14 protein-coding genes are annotated in these 21367 nt (G+C 34.4%); 6 read left to right on the forward strand and 8 right to left on the reverse strand.

The genetic code is table 11. The features are described 5' to 3' along the window. Positions 1-81: 81 nt before the first annotated feature. On the reverse strand, positions 82-1281 hold the full coding sequence (locus ACWV26_RS10705; RefSeq protein ID WP_455894750.1) for an acyl-CoA dehydrogenase family protein: 1200 nt from the start codon (positions 1279-1281) through the stop codon (positions 82-84). A 753-nt stretch (positions 1282-2034) separates the two neighbouring features. On the opposite strand from ACWV26_RS10705, the gene ACWV26_RS10710 reads away from it, so the two are divergent. Both ACWV26_RS10710 and ACWV26_RS10715 read left to right on the forward strand, forming a co-directional pair. Then, a complete protein-coding gene (locus ACWV26_RS10710) occupies positions 2035-3861 on the forward strand; it encodes a V4R domain-containing protein (protein WP_455894751.1) in 1827 nt (608 codons plus the stop codon). A gap of 292 nt (positions 3862-4153) precedes the next feature. Next, positions 4154-5365, forward strand: coding sequence for an MFS transporter (locus tag ACWV26_RS10715; protein WP_455894752.1), 1212 nt, complete (start codon positions 4154-4156; stop codon positions 5363-5365). 227 nt (positions 5366-5592) lie between these two features. On the opposite strand, the gene ACWV26_RS10720 is transcribed toward ACWV26_RS10715, so the two are convergent. Continuing rightward, on the reverse strand, positions 5593-5676 hold the full coding sequence (locus tag ACWV26_RS10720) for a putative holin-like toxin (protein WP_455898227.1): 84 nt from the start codon (positions 5674-5676) through the stop codon (positions 5593-5595). Positions 5677-6365: 689 nt separating this feature from the next. On the opposite strand from ACWV26_RS10720, the gene ACWV26_RS10725 reads away from it, so the two are divergent. After that, positions 6366-7811 (forward strand): purine-cytosine permease family protein, encoded by a 1446-nt coding sequence (locus tag ACWV26_RS10725; protein ID WP_455894753.1) that lies wholly within the window; start codon positions 6366-6368, stop codon positions 7809-7811. A 324-nt stretch (positions 7812-8135) separates the two neighbouring features. On the opposite strand, the gene ACWV26_RS10730 is transcribed toward ACWV26_RS10725, so the two are convergent. Further along, positions 8136-8936, reverse strand: coding sequence for a helix-turn-helix domain-containing protein (locus ACWV26_RS10730; protein WP_455894754.1), 801 nt, complete (start codon positions 8934-8936; stop codon positions 8136-8138). Between the two features lie 234 nt (positions 8937-9170). On the opposite strand from ACWV26_RS10730, the gene ACWV26_RS10735 reads away from it, so the two are divergent. Next, positions 9171-10361, forward strand: a complete 1191-nt coding sequence (locus tag ACWV26_RS10735; RefSeq protein WP_455894755.1) for a Spo0B domain-containing protein — start codon at positions 9171-9173, stop codon at positions 10359-10361. Between the two features lie 115 nt (positions 10362-10476). Further along, complete coding sequence (locus ACWV26_RS10740) at positions 10477-11343, forward strand: class I SAM-dependent methyltransferase (protein WP_455894756.1); 867 nt, start codon at positions 10477-10479, stop codon at positions 11341-11343. A 59-nt stretch (positions 11344-11402) separates the two neighbouring features. Here ACWV26_RS10740 and ACWV26_RS10745 read toward each other — a convergent pair whose 3' ends face one another. From ACWV26_RS10745 to ACWV26_RS10765, 5 genes are all read right to left on the reverse strand, one after another. Next, positions 11403-12695: an MFS transporter gene (locus ACWV26_RS10745; RefSeq protein ID WP_455894757.1), complete on the reverse strand. Its 1293-nt coding sequence runs from the start codon at positions 12693-12695 to the stop codon at positions 11403-11405. A gap of 24 nt (positions 12696-12719) precedes the next feature. After that, the gene (locus tag ACWV26_RS10750) at positions 12720-13943 is read right to left on the reverse strand and encodes a M20 metallopeptidase family protein (protein WP_455894758.1); all 1224 of its coding nucleotides are present in this window, start codon (positions 13941-13943) and stop codon (positions 12720-12722) included. Positions 13944-13985: 42 nt separating this feature from the next. Next, positions 13986-15101, reverse strand: coding sequence for a M20 metallopeptidase family protein (locus ACWV26_RS10755; RefSeq protein WP_455894759.1), 1116 nt, complete (start codon positions 15099-15101; stop codon positions 13986-13988). 177 nt (positions 15102-15278) lie between these two features. Continuing rightward, on the reverse strand, positions 15279-15926 hold the full coding sequence (locus ACWV26_RS10760; RefSeq protein WP_455894760.1) for a GntR family transcriptional regulator: 648 nt from the start codon (positions 15924-15926) through the stop codon (positions 15279-15281). A 166-nt stretch (positions 15927-16092) separates the two neighbouring features. Further along, the gene (locus ACWV26_RS10765; RefSeq protein WP_455894761.1) at positions 16093-17280 is read right to left on the reverse strand and encodes an MFS transporter; all 1188 of its coding nucleotides are present in this window, start codon (positions 17278-17280) and stop codon (positions 16093-16095) included. Positions 17281-18252: 972 nt separating this feature from the next. Here ACWV26_RS10765 and ACWV26_RS10770 point away from each other — a divergent pair. Next, complete coding sequence (locus tag ACWV26_RS10770) at positions 18253-21306, forward strand: efflux RND transporter permease subunit (protein WP_455894762.1); 3054 nt, start codon at positions 18253-18255, stop codon at positions 21304-21306. The last annotated feature ends 61 nt before the right edge of the window (positions 21307-21367 follow it).

Genomic DNA, 21367 nt, shown 5'->3' on the forward strand with positions numbered 1-21367 from the left:
ACACCCATATTAATAGATGGTAATTACGGAAACTATAGAAAATTTTATCCAATAATCTCTTTAGTTTTCGGTAAATAATAGTTAATATCTTAATTGATTTGGTTCTAATCCTGCTAATTTACGTCCAAAATTCTCAAGCGTAATTACTGGGGATAATGAACGGTGAGAATGTAATGTGATAAAGTCACGGATTAGACGTTGCATTGGATTTCCATCATATACATATCCTGAACCACTTGCTGCAAGAATCGCTTGCATCGCTTCATTCAATATATTATTGCTGTAACCCATGTCCGCCAAAACTTTTAAACGCTCTTCTCTTGGCATGATTGTCTTTTGACTTGCCCATTCATCAATCTTTTTAGCAATGTTCATCAAATAGATTTCTGCTGTTTCTACTTTTAATGTTGCTTCAGCAATTAATCTGTGTGTACTTGCTGCATCTTTAATCATTTTGACACCCATATGCTGTGCCGTACGATATGGCAAACTTTCGTTGAATAGTCGCAGCATTTCTTGAACAACACCTAATCCAGGTATTGCTAAAGATAAAATTAAACATGGGAATAATGCTGAGCTAAATAGTGGTATATCTCGTAAATGATCTGATTGGAAATTTCCATCTAGTACATTTACAAATGACGTACATCGATGATCTGGAATAAACACATTCTTCATATGAACTGCGTTACTACCGGTACCTCGCAAACCTAATGTATACCAATCATCTTCAATCTCTAACTCATTGAATGGCAGTGTCATTAAAAGTTGCTCTTTTATTTCACCTTTTGCATCTTTTAAATACATTCCGAAATATCCCCATGTAGCATGAAGTGAACCTGAGCAGAACATCCAATGCCCTTCTTCAATCAAATAGCCACCGTCTACTTTTTTCACTGTACAAGAGCGTGGTTCATAGACGCCTGCAAATAGTACATCATCTGGATTGTTCTTAAATATTTCTAAATGTGTTTTTTCTGTAAATGATTCTGCTACCATCATTTCTCGGATAGCACATAGTGACGCAACCCAACCAGTAGAGGCACAAGCTTTTGAGATTTCAAGAATGACTTGACTATATGTTTGAATATTCACTTCCAGTCCACCGTATCTAGCTGGACGTAGCATTTTAAAAATATTGTAGTCTTTCAGTTGTTGGATTGTTGCTTCTGGAATACGACGAATTTCTTCAGTTTCTTTTGCGCGTTTGCGGATATCTTCAGCTATGAGCTTTGCATTTTGGATTACTTCTAATTCGGTTTCATTCAAAATTGTTGTCATATACCCCACCCCTTTACTTAATGTAATTTCAATTTAACAAAATTAGCGGTGATAAAGTTTAGTGAATTGTTTTGAATTTTCAATACAATTTCTGATAAAAAGTGTTTAATTTTGGTTGAGGAGATTTGCTGTTAGTTGATTTGAATGGAATAATTTGTATTAGCAACTTTTTAATTTCTTATTGAATGGATTATAATTAGCGTTTTGGCGATTAGTGAATCTCTCTTTTTCTGAGACACTGATAATTAATTTAATACTATTTTTATTTCAGAGTGACGTGGATCTAACTACACTTTCCTGCGGGCGAGCGGTGAGTCTCCTCCTGCGCTTCGCTACGTGCGGGGTCTCGCCTGTCTCGCTTTTCCCGCGGGAGTCTTCGTTAATTCCACGTCAAAATTATTTGTAGTACTAATCTATACCGAAAATTTTCAGTAAAAATTTTTTAAACATTTATCCATTGTAACTCTTTAGGAGAATTACAAAAAATCTCAATCCTTAATCGCATGAGAGTCTTCACCAAAAACTTTTAGATACTTTTCTAAATTCATGCCTAAGACACTTTTAATACTACGCATGATGCATTATCCAAGTTATTGAATGATTATTAAATTGATAGAATTTAACTAAAAATCTAATCCTATATTATATTTTTAGATATTTATTTCTTAAAAGTTTACACTTTCCAAATTTGTCTGCTAGAATATTTTCTGTAAGCGCTTTAATTAGAATGATCTTAGGGAGGCAAATTCTTTGATGGCAAATTCTAGTTATATTGATAAAGAACTCGTTACAACTACAGGAACATTCGGTCTTTTGAGAAAGGAATTAATCGAAAATTTAGGGTTAGAACATGCAAAATTTTTTTTACAGCGCTATGGTTGGAATTTGGGAGTTGTACATGCTAAAGAAGTAGAACATCGCCCTATGAGTTTACGCGAAAAGTTGGATTGTGCCTCTGGATATCATTTAAATTCTGGCCAAATTTCAGATGTCATCTCTGATCGAATTTTAGAACTTAATCCTGACGATACAGTAAAATATACCTATGCTAAAGGAATTTGGATCAATTCATATGAAGTATCCGAACATACGAAGCATTTTGGGAAAAGTGATACTTGTATTTGCCATACATTAGCTGGTTATGCAAGTGGATATACTTCTTATTTAACAAAAAAAGATATCTATATTGTAGAAATTACATGTAAAGCAAAAGGTGATGATGATTGCGCTTTTGAAATGCGTATGTTGGAACATTGGGATAAAGAAACGCAGAAGGAATTAAAAAAAATCCATCAATCTCGTATGATCGATGAATTAAACAAAACTTATGAACAACTATACACTGAAATAAGACATACAGAGAAAGTATCTGCTTTTCATAATGATTTAACAATCGGATTAGTACAAGGCATGAATATTGAGCAAATTTTAGAAACCATTCATGATAACCTTAATGTCGCCGTACTTCTTCAAGACCTCAACTTTAATACACACCACGCAGCAGGTATTACGGAAAAGAAATTAGAATTCCTTGCTGCAGATTTTGCAAAACAGATGCCTCAAACAAGTTCTGGGAAAATTTTAATGCAACACATAGAACCTATGCACACACTTCAAATAGATTGTGAACATCATATTCGCTTGATAAGTCCATTAACATTACAAAAACAAAACATTGGCTATATTTCATTCATATATTCAAAAGACTCGCGCCAGTTAAAAGAAGAAATCCACTTTTTACAACGTGCGGGAACCGTAATCGAACTATGCTATCTAAATGAAAAATCAAGCTTAGAAGCCCTTGAAAACATTAAAGCTTTTTTCTTTGAACAACTACTGCAACAACAATATACATCTAAAAGACAAATGATTTCTCGAAGCTATTTATTTCAAATAGATTTAAATGAGGACTTTTATATTGGAACTCTACGAATTACAAAAAAAGGTGCCGTAATTAAGGATTCTAACCTGATCAACAAAATTATTCAATCCTTTACGTCTTATTTAGAAATGCATCAAATCCCTATATTTATTACGGAATTTCAACAAGAAATAACCTTTTTATTTCCAAAATCCGAAGAAACTCACGGAATTTTAACAAACATTTTAAAGCATCTTCATCGAACATTTAAAACCTATGATTTTCGTATAGGGATGAGTCGACTAATTCGTGATATAGAGGATATACCAGAAGCAAATCGTCAATCGATGACATCCCTTAACATCGATAAAAAGGCTAATATCGTCTATTTTGAAAACACAAGTATTATGGGTTCAATTATTAATCCTCATAATATGACTACAATTGTTCAAATTGCTGAAAAAGAACTCGCACCAATCTTGGCATTAAAGCAAAACAAGAGGGACGAATTCTTAAAAACAATCTATGCATTCTTAAATAACAACGGAAATTTGCAACAAACAATGCTTGATTTAAGTTTATCGATGAGCGGACTTGTCTATAGGCTTCAGAAATTAGAGGAAATGCTGAAAAAGGATTTACGCAGTTCTACGCATTCCTTTGAACTCATGCTACTGTTAAAATCATTAATTATTCTTGGGAAAATTGAAATGGAATAGCAAACAAAAACCAATAAAAACAATTGAATTTTAATTACACATCTTTAAGTCACTTAAGAAGCCTTTTTTACACAAAAAACTCTCTATTATTTTTAGATTATTCTGAATATAATTAATACATTTTTATAAAAATTTAACACGTTTTTTCATAAAAAAACATTGATTCCGTACCTATTTTTCTGTGCTACTATCTTAAATAACTTATAAGAAAGGAGTTCGCTTCGTGCTTCGTAGATTCTTAACCTTTTCAATTGGTTAATGTAAACGAAAGAAAAATAGGGGGTACTCATTTATGGCGAAAACAAAAAGTGTTGCTTTTTTAAAATTTTTAATCGTTTTAATAGCATTCCAAGATGTTGCCGCAGGTGTTGCAGGTTCCATCATGGGAGATCTCATTGTAGCTTTTCCCAATTTTAATCCATCCGTTGTTATGCTCATTGCTACGATCCCAGGATTCTTTCAAATATTCCCTTCGTTATTCTACGGGAAGTTAGCAAATAAGTTTTCTAAACGAGGGCTATTATTTACTGGATTAATCTTCTTTATCATCGGTGGGACCATGCCTTTCTTTATTGATAACTTATTCATAATCATTGCCTTCCGTGGTTTATTAGGACTTGGTGTTGGTATTACATTACCATTATCAGTTGATATCATTTCAAGTTTCTTTAGCGGAAGAGAACGAGATTCACTTATTGGTCTAGGTACATCGACTGTTGCTTGTATTGGCGCTGTCTTCTTCCAAGTAGTGGGTGGGATGCTTGCTGATGCATATAATTGGCAATTTGGCTTCTTAGTATACTTATTCCCGATTTGGATATTAGCGATTACTTTCTTATATCTACCTGAACCAAAGAAACAAGAAGTTCCAAATGCATCTCTAAAAGAAATCTTATTTACTGCACCAAAAACAGTTTACGGTTTTTCAATCGGTCAAATTCTATATTCTGGCTTTGTATTTGGCTACGTTACGAACATTTCAATCATCATCCAAAAAGAACATTTAGGAAATGCTACTGAAGCAGGACTTGCTATTTCACTGTTTACGTTTGGTACATTAATCATAGGTTTCTTCTTTGGTCGCCTTCGCCAAATGTGGCCAAACTTTAATATTCCATTTGGTATTTTATTGACATCTATCGGCATTTTATGGTGTTACTTTGCAGCAAATTTAACATTTATTTTTATCGCAAGTCTTCTTGGTGGAATAGGCTTAGGGATTGTTCTTCCAGGTGTGTTAGCAAGGGTTTCTGAACTTTCAAATTTAGCAAAAGGGATTTCATTTGTAGGATTTGTTGCAGCGGCGCAAGGATTAGGTGGGATTGTTAGTCCTTTCGCTTACCAATTCATTTTAAATCTCTTAGGACAAGAAGGCGGTCGTTTTACGCTACTACTTGCCTCTATTGGGCTATTACTTTTAGCCGTGATTTGGATGGTTATCATATCACTGTCTAAAAAAGAACAGATTGTTACGGAAAACGAAACAACAAGAGATGTCGTATAATAAACCTAAAAAATAGAATGCGGAATATCTTAAAATTGTTTCGGTAACTAGCTATGTAAACTTACTTGAATAACGAACAAAGGCAATGTATACTGAAGATATTAAATGCATAAATTAAAAGGACCGCCGATGCTGGTACATCGACGGTTAAATGATAGTTGGTTCCTTCAATTGGGATTGGCTATATTATGGAGATAACCCATTAGAGCTCTCAACTCAAGGATGGGTTATTTTTTATGGCTAAATGACAGAATTGTAATAACTAATGTCGCAAAAGCGATCGCAAACATCAATGCTTCGAATACTGTCATGGCATCACCTCCTTAACTCCACATGTCGTGGATAACCCAGACTAAACTACAGCAAATATACTGTAGAATAGTCTGTTTTTATTTTCAGGAGTATGCCAACCACCCTTGAGTACCAACTATCTTAAAATTATTATAGCAAACATTTGTTCTTTTTTATACTAAAAATTTTTATATGATAACCATTTTATATTTTCAGTAAAAGTTCTCGAAACTAACCAGCTCTCAGCTCTCTATTTAACAAACGGTTAATTGTATAAATTCCATATAAAGATAAATGTTTAGATTCGAAAAACTAATAAACTAATATTTTTTGGAGAACTCCAAAATTAATTCTTTATATAGTTTACGTGAATTTCTTGGTAAATTTCAATACTCTTCTATCCAACTCTTCACCTCAATGAAGGGTAGTAAAAATACAGCAAAATAGAGGTATATTCGATAGAAAAGAGATAATTTTCATTTCTCATTGATGGGCTAATTTGTCGATGGGGTTGATTATGTAAACTAAATATGTATATAATAATATTATGTTTAAAATATATTTCGTGTTATGAAGTTTATACACGGGACTAAAATTTTAGTTTAATCACATTATTTGTTCTTCTTTAATTAAATATAAGCTTAATTGAGTTTTACGTATGAGAACAATTCCGTGGTGTGATTAGGCATCAAGGAAGGATGTTGATCGAATGAAGGCAGACCAAATAATAGGTCGCAATGAAAAAGAGACACCAAATGATTATTCATACGACAGAGTGCCAGAAGAAAAAAGAAATATGGGTTGGTTCAGTGTAACGAACATTACTTTTGGTATTGCAACAGCTATTTTTTATTTCCAAACTGGGAGCGTATTAGCTCTTCAATTCGGTGCCATCAATGCCATTATCTCGGCAATTTATGCCATCATCATTGCAGGTGCACTAGGTACAGTTATTGCCTATTTATCAGCTAAGTCTGGTATGAATGTAAACTTAATGTCGCGACAAGGATTTGGCTATATAGGAGCTTCTTTAACGTCATTAATTTATGCCTCTAACTTTATCATGTATTGTGCATTTGAAGGCATGATTTTAGTAACAGCAATTCATTCATTTTTCCCCGTTATTCCTTTATGGATTTTAATTATCGTATTCGGATCAATCGTTATTCCACTCAACTGGTTCGGTATTAAACAACTAGACAAACTACAAAAATGGTCTTTACCTATCTTCGTTGTATTCTTAATTACAACAATAATTATTGCTTTTAATAGACCATCAGAATTTGATGGGAGCTTTTGGTCATATCTACCTCATGGCGTTCAAGTAGGTGGTTCTGCTTTAATGTTATGTATTGGTATGCAACATGGTATTATGGGTCTAACTGCTTTACTAGGCTCTGATTACGCACGTTTTCTTAAACCAAAAGATGTCAAAATTGGCGCCTTTATGATTGGATTTATACCACAAATATTCTGCTTCGGCGTAATGGGTGGTTTAGGTATTTGGTTTGGCGTCCGATTAGGCGAATCTAATCCGGGAGTATACATTGTCACACTTCTTGGACTTGGTGGAGTTCTATTTACAATGCTGACTCAAATCAGAATTAATGTAACAAATATATACAGTGCTTCCCTATCACTTTCCAACTTCTTTGAGAATGTATTCCATTTCAGACCAGATAGACGATTCTGGGTTGTAGTAGCTGGTGTCATCTCCATGGCATTAATGTTAGGAGGAATCTTAGAACACCTTGATACAGCCATGACATTCCAAGGCGTTTTCCTATTAACATGGGCTGCTATATTAGTAACCGATGCATTAGTTGTGAAAAAATTACTTCACATTGTTCCGAAAGAATATGAAGCACGACAAGATAAATTATATAAATGGAATCCTGTTGGAGTTGTTCCGTTAATTGTATCAAGCGCTTTAGGAACAATTGCAGGACTAGGTTATATGGGTTCTTTCTTACAAAACACAGCTTCATTCTTTGCGGCTATTTTAGCTTCAATTCTAACCGTAATTATTGCACTTGCAACACAAGGAAAATATTATAGTAAAACAGCTCCAAAGCCTTCTAAAAAAGCACGTGAAAAGAAAGATTCCTACAATCTTGATGTGCTTAAGGATGATTCTATAACAACTCATTCATAAAACGATGAATGTTCTAGAACATTATAGTATAAACAGTTTCATTTTTAAACAAGTAAATTGTAAAAAAAGCATGTTTTTGATTAATTTTTTCAAAGCATGCTTTTTTTGTGCTTTTACAGGAAATCAGAGTGGTTGTTTCTACTGTTTTTTGGGTTGTATCTGAAGTTCTCAGCATACCTTTCCGCGCTTTTGTTGATGGCTTTCGCGGTTTTAAGTATAACTTCCGTGTTTTTTCAAATTGTTTCCGCGAACTCAGCAATTTACATCTTCAAGCTAACAAAAGCCTTACTCCCCTTCTACTAGCACAAAGGTTAAAATCCAATATTAAAATAATTCTTCTGTTGACTTTCCACTATTCCTAGCTTTCTCAGCATACTTTTCAATCATTTCCATCATAAATGTATCCAATTTTCTCTTTAACCTATCAAACATATAGCCAAATGGATTGTGTATACACATTCGTTTTGCTTTTTGAATCGTATCTTTAAATGCAATAAAACTTAAATCTTCTAATTCCTTTTTGTGAGATTTCCATACATCCCATTCTAGTAATGAATTTATTTGTTTCCGAATGACGTCTAAGTATCTTTTCGTCTCTGAAGTATTTCCAGTAGTTGATGATAAATAAAGGTATATTCGATTTCTTATTGTTGAATTTAGGATCGGATACGTATGTTTTACATAATGATGTTTAGGATTTAAAGAAAATGATGGTTCGTGTTCCATTTTTGCGACTTCTTCCTTACTCTCACAAGGCGTTTCAGCTTTTTCCTGATGTGACACGCTCGATGTGTCATCACAAGGTAAAATTGAAAAGATATTAGCACCTTTAATACCATTCATCTTTTTCGTATGGATTCGTTTAATGATTTTAAGTTCTTCCAAATTTTTTAGACTTCGAAAAACAGTTCTCACAGATATCTCTAAAACCTTTGCAATCGTTTGTGCCTTTAAATGACACGCTCCTGGATAATCTAGTGCATGAGATGCGATTTTATATAGAACTTCTTTATCTGATTCAGTCAAATCATAAAAATGTTTTCGAATATGAGAATCCACTTGCTCATCCATTTCTTGTACAGTTTCAAATGTTACATAAGGCGTTAAATAGTCAAAACGTGACATGATTCCCCTGCTTTCTATCCTTTTTATTATTAAATAGATAGAAATGGGGTGATCAGGGACATCTTTTTTTCAGTCTAATCGGTAAGTTTGTTATACTTTCATTACAAGAAAAAACAAAAGAGAGTCAGGATTAATATGAAATGGAAGAAAAGGAAAGTCAAACTCTTCACGCAAATGTTTTGGAATATTAGTTTGATTATTGGAATATGCACAATTCTTGCAGCAGTTTTTTTCATGAAAATCATGGATGACCTTTCAACTAAATATCTTGGTGAAGAAGCAATGGCTGTTGCCAAATTAGCTGCACAAGATGAGCACATTATCCAAGCTTTTAAAAACGATAACGCATCAGCAATAATTCAACCAATTGCGGAGAAAATACGCAAACAATCAGGTGCCAGTTACATTGTTATTGGAAATACGAAAGGTATACGTTATTCCCACCCCGACCCTCGATTTATTGGTAAATCAATGGGCACAAGTAACATACCCGTTTTTAAAGACCATATATCCGTTGTCTATTTTGGAGAAGGAATTTCTGGACCTGCAATTAAAGCAAAAACACCCATTGGAAATGATAAAGGAGAAATTATAGGCGTTTCATCGGTTGTTTTTTTACTTGTCGATATAAAAAAAGGAATCTTAACTTATAGAAACGAAATTATTGGTTTTGCACTCTTTCTACTATTAATTGGAATTACTGCAGCATATTTCATATCACGGCGTATCAAACGAAAAATTTTCAACCTTGAACCAGAAGAAATTTCTTTAGTGTTTAAAGAAAAAGATGCCATTTTAGAATCGATTCATGATGGAATAATTGCCATAGACAAAAATTATCAAGTCATAAGCATGAACAAAAGAGCTAGGAAAATGCTAGAAAATGCACCTATAACAAATGGAGTCATCTTACCAGATGGTAGACTTAAAAACCTTATTGGAGAAGTGATCCAGTCCAAAAAAGGAAGATCCACTCAAAAAGTCATCATTGGAAATCAAGTATATATAATTGCTCTATCCTTAATTACCCAAGAGAACCTCGTTCTCGTTACAAGTGTCGTTATCTCTCTACAAACAGAGGATGAAATTGAGCAAATTGTGAATGAAGTATCAGAAATCACATCCTATACAGAGAATATGCGCGCTTTAAATCACGAGTTTCTGAATAAGTTGAATACCATTTATGGGTTACTTAGTATTTCTGAATATGAAAAAGCAAAAGAACTGATATCGGATGAGGTAAAAGATCGCCAAGATATTATCTCCTTCCAAATGTCCTCTGTGAAAAACCCCCTACTTGTTGCTTGTCTACTTGGCAAAATCAATCGTTCGAAAGAGTTAAAAGTAGATTTAGAAGTGGACCAAGACAGTAGCTTATCGGATATTCCAGAAACAATTGATACGAAGTTACTTGTCAGTCTCTGATTAAATTCTTTTAAATAGGTACAACTGTTCCTCTATTGTATAATTGAGGATATAAGTATCCATTAAATATATATACCATTTTTTCACAGTCTATCATGTGATATTCAAAAGGAGTATGAAACTAATGCAAGATAAACAAAAAGCCGTGCCAGATCATACTGCGGTGCGAGTTGCCTTATGGCGTGCTTTGCATGTACAAATCGATTCACCCCCCCATGTACTAGAAGATGAGGTTGGTCTAAAGCTAGTTGCCCCTGAAGATGATTGGCATTCTCGCCCTGATATGGATCCAAAGTTTACAAGCGGCTTCCGTGCATCCATCGTGGCACGCGCTCGCTTCATTGAGGATCTGGTAGCTGAACAACTAAAAAAAGGCGTAACCCAATACGTTATACTGGGTGCAGGTCTTGATACTTTCGCTGATCGAAAAACGGAGATTGCATCACAAATGACTGTGTTTGAGGTCGACCAACCGGAAACACAGGATTGGAAGAGAAATCGTTTGATTGAACTTGGATTTGGAATTCCTGAATGGTTAAAACTTGTGCCAGTGGACTTTGAAACTGGCGCATCCTGGTGGGAACAACTAAAGGAATCGGGGTTTGATGCAAGTCGTCCAGCTGTTATTGCATCCACGGGCGTCACCCAGTATCTTACTAAGGATGCGATTATGGCTACACTACGTCAAGTTGCAAAGCTAGCTCCAGGCACTGTGCTTGCCATGACGTTTTTGCTACCATTTGAACAAACGGCTCCCGACATAAAAAAAGATGCGGAAGAGGCAGAAAAAGGAGCACGTTCAAGCGGTACACCATTCATCAGTTTCTTCCAACCGCACGAAATTGTTGAGCTTGCCCGTGAAGCTGGTTTCAAAGACGCTCAACATGTTTCTTCTGCTTACCTGAACGAACGTTATTTTACTAATCGAAGTGATGGCCTTACATTGCCGAAAGGGGAAGAATTTTTAATCGCTACTATTTAAATAATTATTTTCAGAAATAATCTAAAAGGGCTTCAACTTAAGAAACCCTTTTTGCCATTTTATAAAGTAATTGCTGAATCTTTTTGTTTCATATCTACATCTTGCGACGAAGCAGATGTTAAATCAAATTTTGGTTTTGTTTTAATGGCAGTGAAAAATAATACAAATTCAACAACAGCAAACCCAATTAATAAATCAATTAATAGAATATAAGAGTGATTAATATTATAAATTAAACCTGATACAATTGGTGCTAAAGCTGCACCTAACGAGGTGAATATCGAGACGACTCCATATTTTGTACTGTAATCTTTTTCACCCAAAAGCGCTGCGGTGAGATAGGCAGGTGTTACCGTAACAGCCGTTGATCCTAAGGCTGAAAATACTGTATATAGTATGCCGGGAATTAATAAATTTCCTTTCAATAAAAATAGGAAACAGATTATATCTGAACAAACGATAATCGTCAAAGTTTTAATTAATCCCAATTTGTCATAGAATCTTCCAACTAATAGTTTTGCTAAGATTACCATCGCTGAAGCCATTGATAAAAGCAAGGCAGCTTGGTGTGCTTGTGTACCAATATCCGTTAAATAAGGGACCAAATTGATAATCATACTATTAACGACGATCCCCCCTACTAAAATACCTAAACACAGAGCCCAAAAGGATACCGACTTAATCGCTTCTTTTTGTGTCACTCCCACTAATGGTTTTTTCGGTGTATTTATTGAAACTTGTTCTTCGCCTAATGGTAATAAACCTTTATCAACAGGGCTTAATCTGATGACAAATACTATAAGCGGAATAATAAATACCAACATTAAAATTCCGATAACAAAATAAGCTGTTCTCCAGCCATAATCTGCAATAATCCAATTGACTAAAGGACTAAGAATCATACTACCAAACCCAGTTCCAGCTAAAGCTATCCCTAAATTGATTCCACGTTTAGCATTAAACCAATTTGTTATAAGAACAGATACAGGAATCATTCCACCTCCTGCAAGAGCCATCCCCATTGGTATTGCAAATAATAGAAAGTAAATAAGCCTAGTGGCAAATGAAAAGCCAATATAAGAAACTGCTCCTAGAATAGTAAAGAGCGATAAGTATAATCGTATGTCCATTTTTTTCATTAGTCTACCTGCAATAGGAGCAGTAAGCATACTAGTAATTGCTACCACTGTAAAATAGGTTGTAAATTCTGATCGTCCAAAACCAAGATCTTCTGTAACAGGAACGGTAAAGAGCGAAATTAAGTTTGCAATTGGCGCATAAAGAAATGTCATGATTATGAAGCATGCTACCAAAATCCACCAGCCGTAAAAAATGCCACCTTTTTTATTCATATATTGAAATCCCCCGCTTTTTGGTTATTTATGCTGTTCGTTTAGCCATTCCATTGCTACATTTGCATGTATTGCGGCACCAATTTTAAAGATTTCCTCACTTTGATGCATACGTGGATTGTGAACCGGCGCTTCTCCTTCTTTTCCTGTCCCTAAAACAACAAATGCTGATGGCACTACTTGAGAAATATAAGAAAAATCTTCTGATCCGCCCATTGGTCCAAGATCGACAATATTCTCTCTTCCCACCACTTCTTGGAGGAATGGTTGTATTTCATCAATCAATTCAGGATTGTTATATGTTGTTGGTGTATGAAATTCAATCGTACTATAGTTTCCACGCCATGCTTTCACGATATGATTAATCATTTCTGGGATTCGCTTACATAAATGATCTCGAATTTCTTGATTATAACTCCGCATGTTTCCACTTAAAACGGCAGTATCTGGAATTACATTTGTTACAGTACCACCACTCATTGCTCCAACCGAAAATGTTACACTCGCATTTGGATCAACTTCACGTGTCATTAATAGATTTAAACTTGTATATAGTTGGTTCATAATCATGTTAGCATCTATTGTTTTATGAGGTTGCGAGCTATGACCACCATTTCCTTGGATTTGGACAATATAAGAATCCATTGCTTGTGAAAGTGTTCCTTTATGAACCGATAAAGTTCCAGCCTCTTGGTCTGGCATAATATGAATTCCAAAAGCTGCATCAACTTTTGGATTCTCAAATAAGCCATCATCTATCATTAACTTAGAACCATACCCCCACTCTTCTCCAGGTTGAAACATGAGTTTAACTGTTCCTTTTAACTCAGCTTCGTGTTCTTTCAATAGTTTGGCAGCCCCTAAAAGCATGGCAACATGTGAATCATGTCCACATGCATGCATTAGTCCCGCTTTTTTTGATTTAAATTCTGATTCAACTTCTTCTTGAATTGGTAATGCATCCATATCCGCACGTAGAAGAATACAAGGTTCACCTTGTCCAATTGTAGCTACAACTCCTGTACAGTTTTCATGGTTACCAAATCCAGCTTGTGCATACTTTTCTTTAATCTCAGGAGGTACAATCCCACATGGTTTATTCTCAATTCCCATTTCATCAAGACGTTGTTGTATAAATTTTTGTGTGTTCGGAAGGTCAAATCCAATTTCCGGAAATTGGTGTAAGTATCTACGATTGTTAATAATTTCTTCCTCATATTTCTTAGAATCTTCAACAATACTAATCATCTAGACATCCCCTTTGTTTCGATTAATACTTATACAAAAAAACTATAATTTAACTACCCCTTTAAAAAGTTCAACTCCCGATTCAATCAGTTCATCACGAAAGTCATATTCTTTTGTATGAACATGCGGATAATTTTCACCGTTTCCAATTAAGAAATACGCACCTTTTGTTAACTTTGTAAAATGTCCAAAGTCTTCAGAACCACGAAATGCTTCTTTTAACTCTATTAATTCCATTTCTGATTGCTTTGCAATCCGACGAATCGTATCAGCGCTTTCTTTGTGGTTTACTGTTTGCGGGAATTCATCATTATATTGAAAGCTTACTTTTAATCCAAATTCATTTGCCTGTTCTTTTGCAAAATTTTCAAGGTTTGTTTGAAGCTGATCTAGCTCTTCTTCGTAAAGTGCTCGAATGGTCATACGCAGATCGCCTTTTGATGCAGCAATACCAAATGCTTTTTCACCAACATCAATTTGTACAATTGTACATAGTACAAGTCCATTATTGGTTTCTGGAGATGTGAATTTAGGAATTTCTTTGACAATATTGGCAATAGCAAGGGATGGATTGATTCCCTCTTCTGGTTGACTGGCATGGGCAGGAGAACCTTCCATATGTATAGTCATCCCCTTAGAAGCACACATCATGGTCCCATCTATTACTGCTACAGCCTTAAATGGAAATCCACTCATATTATGGTAAGCATATATTTCATCAATATTTTCTTCTTTGATGAAATCAACACATTGAATTGCGCCTTCCCCTGTTTCTTCAGCAGGTTGGAATAAGAGAAAGATATTTTGCTCTGCACCTTCCTGATCAATTTCAAGCGCAAATCCTGCTAATGTTGCTGAGTGGCCATCATGACCACATTTGTGAGCTTTTCCAGCAATTGTTGAAGCCCATGGAAGTTCAATGGATTCATTCATAGGAAGAGCATCAAAATCTGCACGGAAAGCTATATTCTTCTTATCTGCTCCCGCACGATAAATCGCATAGAACCAATTACCTTTATCAACAAGCTCTAAATTTGTATTCGCTTTCAAAAATTCCATTAAATAATGTTTTGTCCAAACTTCTTCATTAGAAAGTTCAGGATGTTGATGTAATTCATGTCGTAATTGTTTTGCTAACACAAAATTTTCACTCTTCAAAATTATGTACCACCCTTCTGTTACTCTTATCTAATAACCAGATAACAGAATTATTAATATATTCTGTATATTTTATATTATATATTGTATTTTTGTATTTTCAATAAAAATACAAAAAAAATAATTCTGCCACGATTCAGCAGAATTATTTCGGTGATATTTTTTATTTTTTTGTTATTAAAGCGGAATGATTTTTGTCTTTTCTACATTCCAATGGATGTCTTTCAGGAATTTTTCTAAATCAGCTGATTTACCATTTTTGAATAGTTCCAGCATTTTTCTATGCTCATTATTCGTTTGAAAAAGTTTCTTTTTCATTTCATCTGTTTCATACGAATCATCGAAATTTTTTAAGAATTTCTTTTCTAATTGTAACAGTAGGTTTACAAGACTTTTATTTGGACAAATTGATAAATAGACATCATGAAAAGCTGCCTGCATTTTATTATACATAAGGAAATTTTCTGTATTGATGGCTAAGTCCATACTCTGAATATAAAATTCCATTTCTTTCATGTGTTTCTCTGTTAAAAAAGGCGTTGCCAGTGAAGCTGCCAAGCCATCTAGAGCGCCAATGATATAATAGGTTTCTTTTGCTTCTTCTCTTGTAAGGCTCTTGATGACAAATCCTTTTCTTGGAACATTTTCTAATAACCCCTCTGAAGAGAGCTGTATTAATGCCTCTCTTACTGGTGTCCTACTAACCTTTAAACTCTCACTAATTGCATTTTCATTCACTTTACTGCCTGCAATCAGTTTTCCACTATTGATTTGATCGACGATATAATTGTAGACATGGTCTTTTAATGATAAATAAGTATTCATTTCGTAACCTCGATATAGTTTAATATATTCTATTATATCTATATTTTTGAAAAATCCCAACTTTCTGAGTAACATAGCAAAAGAGTTTCAATAAGAAAAAGGCTCAGAGTACAAATTTTCTCTAAGCCTTTTACAATTGAATCTATTAGTAATCCCTATATATCTTCTAAACGTTAAATGACTTTGCTTTTCGTCCATGTAATAAATAATATAAGACTAGGCAAATAACTATTACCATTGCCATAATCAAATACATTCCTCTATAGCCAATAGTCGGCACAAGAGTACCTAGGATAAATGGACCTACACCAATTCCTGCATCTAAACAGATAAAGTATGTTGATGTAGCTAATCCCATACGTTCTTTTGGTGTTACTTTAATCGAAATGGCTTGAGCACTAGCAGAAAATGTCCCATAGCCAAGACCTACAAATGCACCAGCTATTAAAAGAACGAATCCATGATGAACTATTCCTAGAAGAAGCAATCCAATCGCAAATAACAGGAATGCAGGATACATGACCAAATTTTCTCCTTTTGCATCAAACAGACGTCCGGTGAATGGTCTCGAAACCAAAGTAGCTACGGCATAGACAACAAAGAAAAAGCTACCAACAGTTACTAAGTTAATTTCCTGTGCATACGGAGTAATAAAAGTTAAGATACTTGAATAGCCAAAAGCAACTAAAAAAGCAATAATACCAATCGGAATAGCTTTTATTTCTAAGAAATTAAATAATGAAAATCCTTTTTGTTTCTCTGATTTTTGCACTGTAGATGTAGGTGTCATTTTTGGAACTTTTAAGAAGAAAATGGCTATAAAACTGATTAGTAATACAGCAACACATAAAATAAAATTACTCATGATTCCCATATGTTGAGTGAGAAGCATTGCTAAAAAAGGACCAATTGCGGCAGATAGAACAACACTTAGTGCATAATATCCCGTGCCTTCTCCTCGACGTACATCTGGAATAATTTTAGCAACAATAGTTCCTGTTGCGGTAGAAGCAATCCCTAATGCTGCACCATTCAAAAATCGAATGACTAACAAGAATGAGAAATTAGTTACTATAAAATATAAACAAGTTGTAATGAGGAAAAATATAAATCCAATATAAAGCATTTTCTTCCAACCAATTTGGTTAATTGATCTTCCAGAATATAACCTTGCTATCAATGTACCTATTACAAATATCCCTGAAGCAAGACCTGCTTGACTTGGTGTTGCATGAAATTTTTGGGTAGCAAATGTCGTTGATGCTACCATTAATAAATAAAATGTAAAATAAAGAAAAAAGTTAGATATTGAAACTATTAAGAAATCCTTTGTCCATAATTTTGCTTTGTCCATCTTTTCGCCACTTTCGAAATGTTATTTGTATTTTAGAATTCAATAAGTATCATTATTACTCTTATTACACCAATTTCTTTTTGATGGATGGTTCTTCATTTATTATTTTCACACTTATCTTCACCTGTTGTACCTTTATGATTCATCCTACTTCTTTCCTCATAAATTTCGGAAACCGAAATAAACACATCAAAAAGAACATCAGCTCTTTTCACGATGCATTTCTATCAATTAAAGTGTTTACCAAGTGTGATATTAATTTGTTTAAGAGTAACTTGAATACGTTTCCCCCTTTTAAATTGGTTATCATTATTAACTAATAATAAATAGATTACTCCTTTATATTAATTTGTCAAGAGAAATTCCAGCATTTTTCCGAACAAATTCTGCGATTATTGTTGCTATATCCGTCATTTTGATGCCTCTTTCGGCTTTATAATATTATTCGTGTTTTGAACAATTTATATCCTCATATTGAATGAAATTGTGACTTCATTCTTTTTCATAATATATTTTATTTAACATCGATTAACTTCTATTAAGATTATGTAAAATTTAACAAATGTAGTGGATTAATTCCTATAAATAGTTAGAATTAATCTGAATATCACAACATCCTGCGACTTTTTTCATTACATCATGAGGAACCTGCTTCTTTTTTCTTTCTTCTAGGAATATGAATGACTTTGTTTAATAAAGACACGGAATTATTTTGATCAGAACTCATTGTCTTTTTAACTTCATGGATTTTTTCCCATGAACATCTAAGTCTTAGGTCTTATTAAAAATAAACCCCGAGGTCAATGTGGAACATTCTCCCTTTTCTTACAATGAGTTTGCAAGGGAAATTGACTGGAAGGAGGAAATGAATGTAAAAGGCTGAATATTTTTAATTTTACGAAAATGTGATATTCTGCATTACATTTGTATATTTTAATTCGTGCTAAATTTGTTTTTAGGAGGAGAACAATCATGTCGAGCATTACAAAATGGGCTTTTGGTAACAGGCCCGCTGTTGGTTTTTTGACTATTCTGATATTAATTATAGGTATTGTTAGTTATTATAGATTACCTATGGAATTTTTACCCTCTGCGGATAATCCGCAAGTTACCATCATTTCAATGGGCCATGGCACAGATTCCAAAACAATGGAAAATGAAGTCACCATTCCAATTGAGCAGGCCATTAAAGGCTTAAATGGAAAAAAATCTGTCTATTCAACGACTGGAGATGGCTATTCAAAAGTCGATCTGAACTTCGAATCAGGCTATGATATGAAACAGGCTAAACAAGATGTTGAAGCAGCTGTTAACAAAGTGACATTACCTGCTTCTATCTCAAAACCAATTATTTCACAGCTAAATACTTCGATGATTCCAATTGTCAATATTGCCGTTACTTTTAAAGAAGGTTTAACGGATAAAAACATGGATTTTGCACGTGAAGAGCTTCAATCCCGCTATCAGGAAATCAAAGGGATTTCCAGTGTAGATGTATACGGAATGACAAATTCCATCGTTTCAGTCAATTTAGATGATAAAAAGTTAGAAGATCACCATGTCACACTTCAATCTGTAATGGGCGTACTAAATGGTCAAAATACTTCTGTAGCAGTTGGTGAAAAGACCATAGATGGCAAAACAAGTAATATCAAAGTCATCGGTGATGTCACAAGCCTTGCAAAATTGAAAGGTTTAACTGTAGCACCAAAGGTTACACTTGGCGATATCGCATCGATTAAAGAAACGACAGACTCAAACTTCATCAGCCGTTTTAACGGAAAAGACAGTTTAAATATTAGCATTACAAAAGATAGCCAATCAAATGCAGTAGCGATTAGTAAAGAAGTTGAAAAAGTTACAAAAGAAATCAATAAAGAGTTTGATCAGCAGGAATCCACTATCTATGTTTCCTCAGCTGATTTAGTGCAAAATTCTGTTCATACGATGATTAAAGAAGTACTCATTGGCGCTCTTTTTGCAACCATTGTTATTATGTTGTTCCTACGTAATATAAGAACTACTCTAATTACGATTGTATCGATTCCTTTATCACTTTGTTTCACCCTATTCCTTCTGTCACAATCTGGCGTCACATTAAATATTCTAACGCTTGGTGGCGTTGCTGTAGCTGTTGGTAGACTAGTGGATGACAGTATTGTCGTTATTGAAAATATTTTCCGTAAAATGCAAGCAGAAAAATTCTCTATTCAAATGGTAATTGATGCAACAAAACAAGTGGGCGTTGCCATTACTGCTTCTACTTTAACGACTGTAGCCGTTTTTTTACCTATGAGTCTATTGAACGGAAGCCTTCAAGAATTCCTCTTACCATTTGCATTAACGGTTACCTATTCATTGCTGGCTTCATTGCTTGTTGCTTTGACTGTTGTGCCATTAATGAGTGCCTGGTTACTAAAAAACACCAAACTTCCAGAACATAAAGCGGCTGTTCGTTTCCCTAAAATGGTTTCCTGGTCATTAAACCATAAATGGATCATTTTCTCGATTTCTTTGTTCTGTTTTATCGGATCCATTGGAACATATTTTATGATTCCAAAAGGTGCAGTGGATAACTCTTCTGCAGATTATGTTTCAGCAAAGCTAAGTTATCCGAATGATACGCCATTTGAAAAAGTAAAGGAAAATGCAATTGAACTGGAAACATCTATAAAAAACAATAAAGACGTCAAAGAAGTTTTTACACAAGTAGGCTCTTCTGCTGAAAATGCACAATATGGCGTAGTGGATTCTCCGACCGAAGCATTCTTTAGTATTATGCTGAATGATCAGAAGAACACAGATCATGTAGTAAAAGAATTAGAAAATAAAAAAGAACAATATCCTGATGCTACTTTAGAAGTTTCAGCAGCATCCTTTATGATGGGGGGAGCCAGTCCATCTATTACAATTGATGTAGTCGGTGATAATGTAAGTGAACTTGAAGAAGTAGCAACCACCATTAAAGATAAAGTTCAACCAATCAAAGGGGTCGAAAAAGTAACGACTAACCAAGAAGAAAAGAAAACCGTTTATTCTCTTACTGTTAATCCAACAAAAGGAAATACAGAACAAGTGGCGAAAGCATTAGGTGTCATGTTAAATAAAACACCAATTGGCACAATCAATTTAAACGACAAACAAAAAACAGTCTTCTTAGAACCTGTCTTAGACACAAAAACACCTAAGGATTTAAAAAATATACAAGTGCTCACTGATTCTGGTCCAGTCCCTGTATCATCTATTGCAACTTTAAAAAGCGAAGAACTGTCAACTAGCCAATTCCATAAAGACGGAAAAGCATACCTACGGGTTACTGCAAGTGTTGATCCAGCAAAACTTTCTGAAATCTCAACTGATGTAAACACAGCAATTTTCGGTGATAAAAAAGACAAAAAAGGTATTGATATACCAGAGGATGTAAAGGTACTCGTTGGTGGTGCGAGTAGCGACCAGGCTAGTGACTTTGCGGATTTATTCCTTATTATGCTTGCGTCAATCGGTATTGTATTTTTGATAATGGTAATTACATTCAAGTCGATTAAAACACCAATTGCTATACTGTGCTCTCTTCCACTTGCTGCAATTGGCGCCATTTTAGGTATCGTCATCAGTCGAATTTCTGTTGATATTACTGCCCTATTAGGTGCATTAATGCTAATTGGTATCGTTGTAACAAATGCAATCGTACTTTTAGATCGCGTTAAACAAAACGAAAAAACGATGATCATTCGTGATGCACTAATCGAAGCTACTGCAACAAGAATGCGACCAATATTCATGACAGCAGTTGCAACGATCTGTGCGATGCTTCCACTATTATTGAAAAAAGCTGAAGCAGGAAGTTTGGTCTCACAAAGTCTTGCCATTGTAGTAATCGGCGGATTAGCGGTAGCTACCCTACTTACCCTAATCGTAATACCTTGCGTTTATGAACTGCTTTACTTTAGAAAATCGAAAAAACAACGAATGAATCAAGTAATTATAGAGAAAAGCTTACAAGAATCTGACTCTACGATTGCTTAGTTTCATTTCATTCACTTGTATGTAAACAGGAAACAAAGAACCCCTCCATTGCACTCTTATT

It is taken from the genome of Rummeliibacillus sp. JY-2-4R (genome assembly GCF_053847205.1).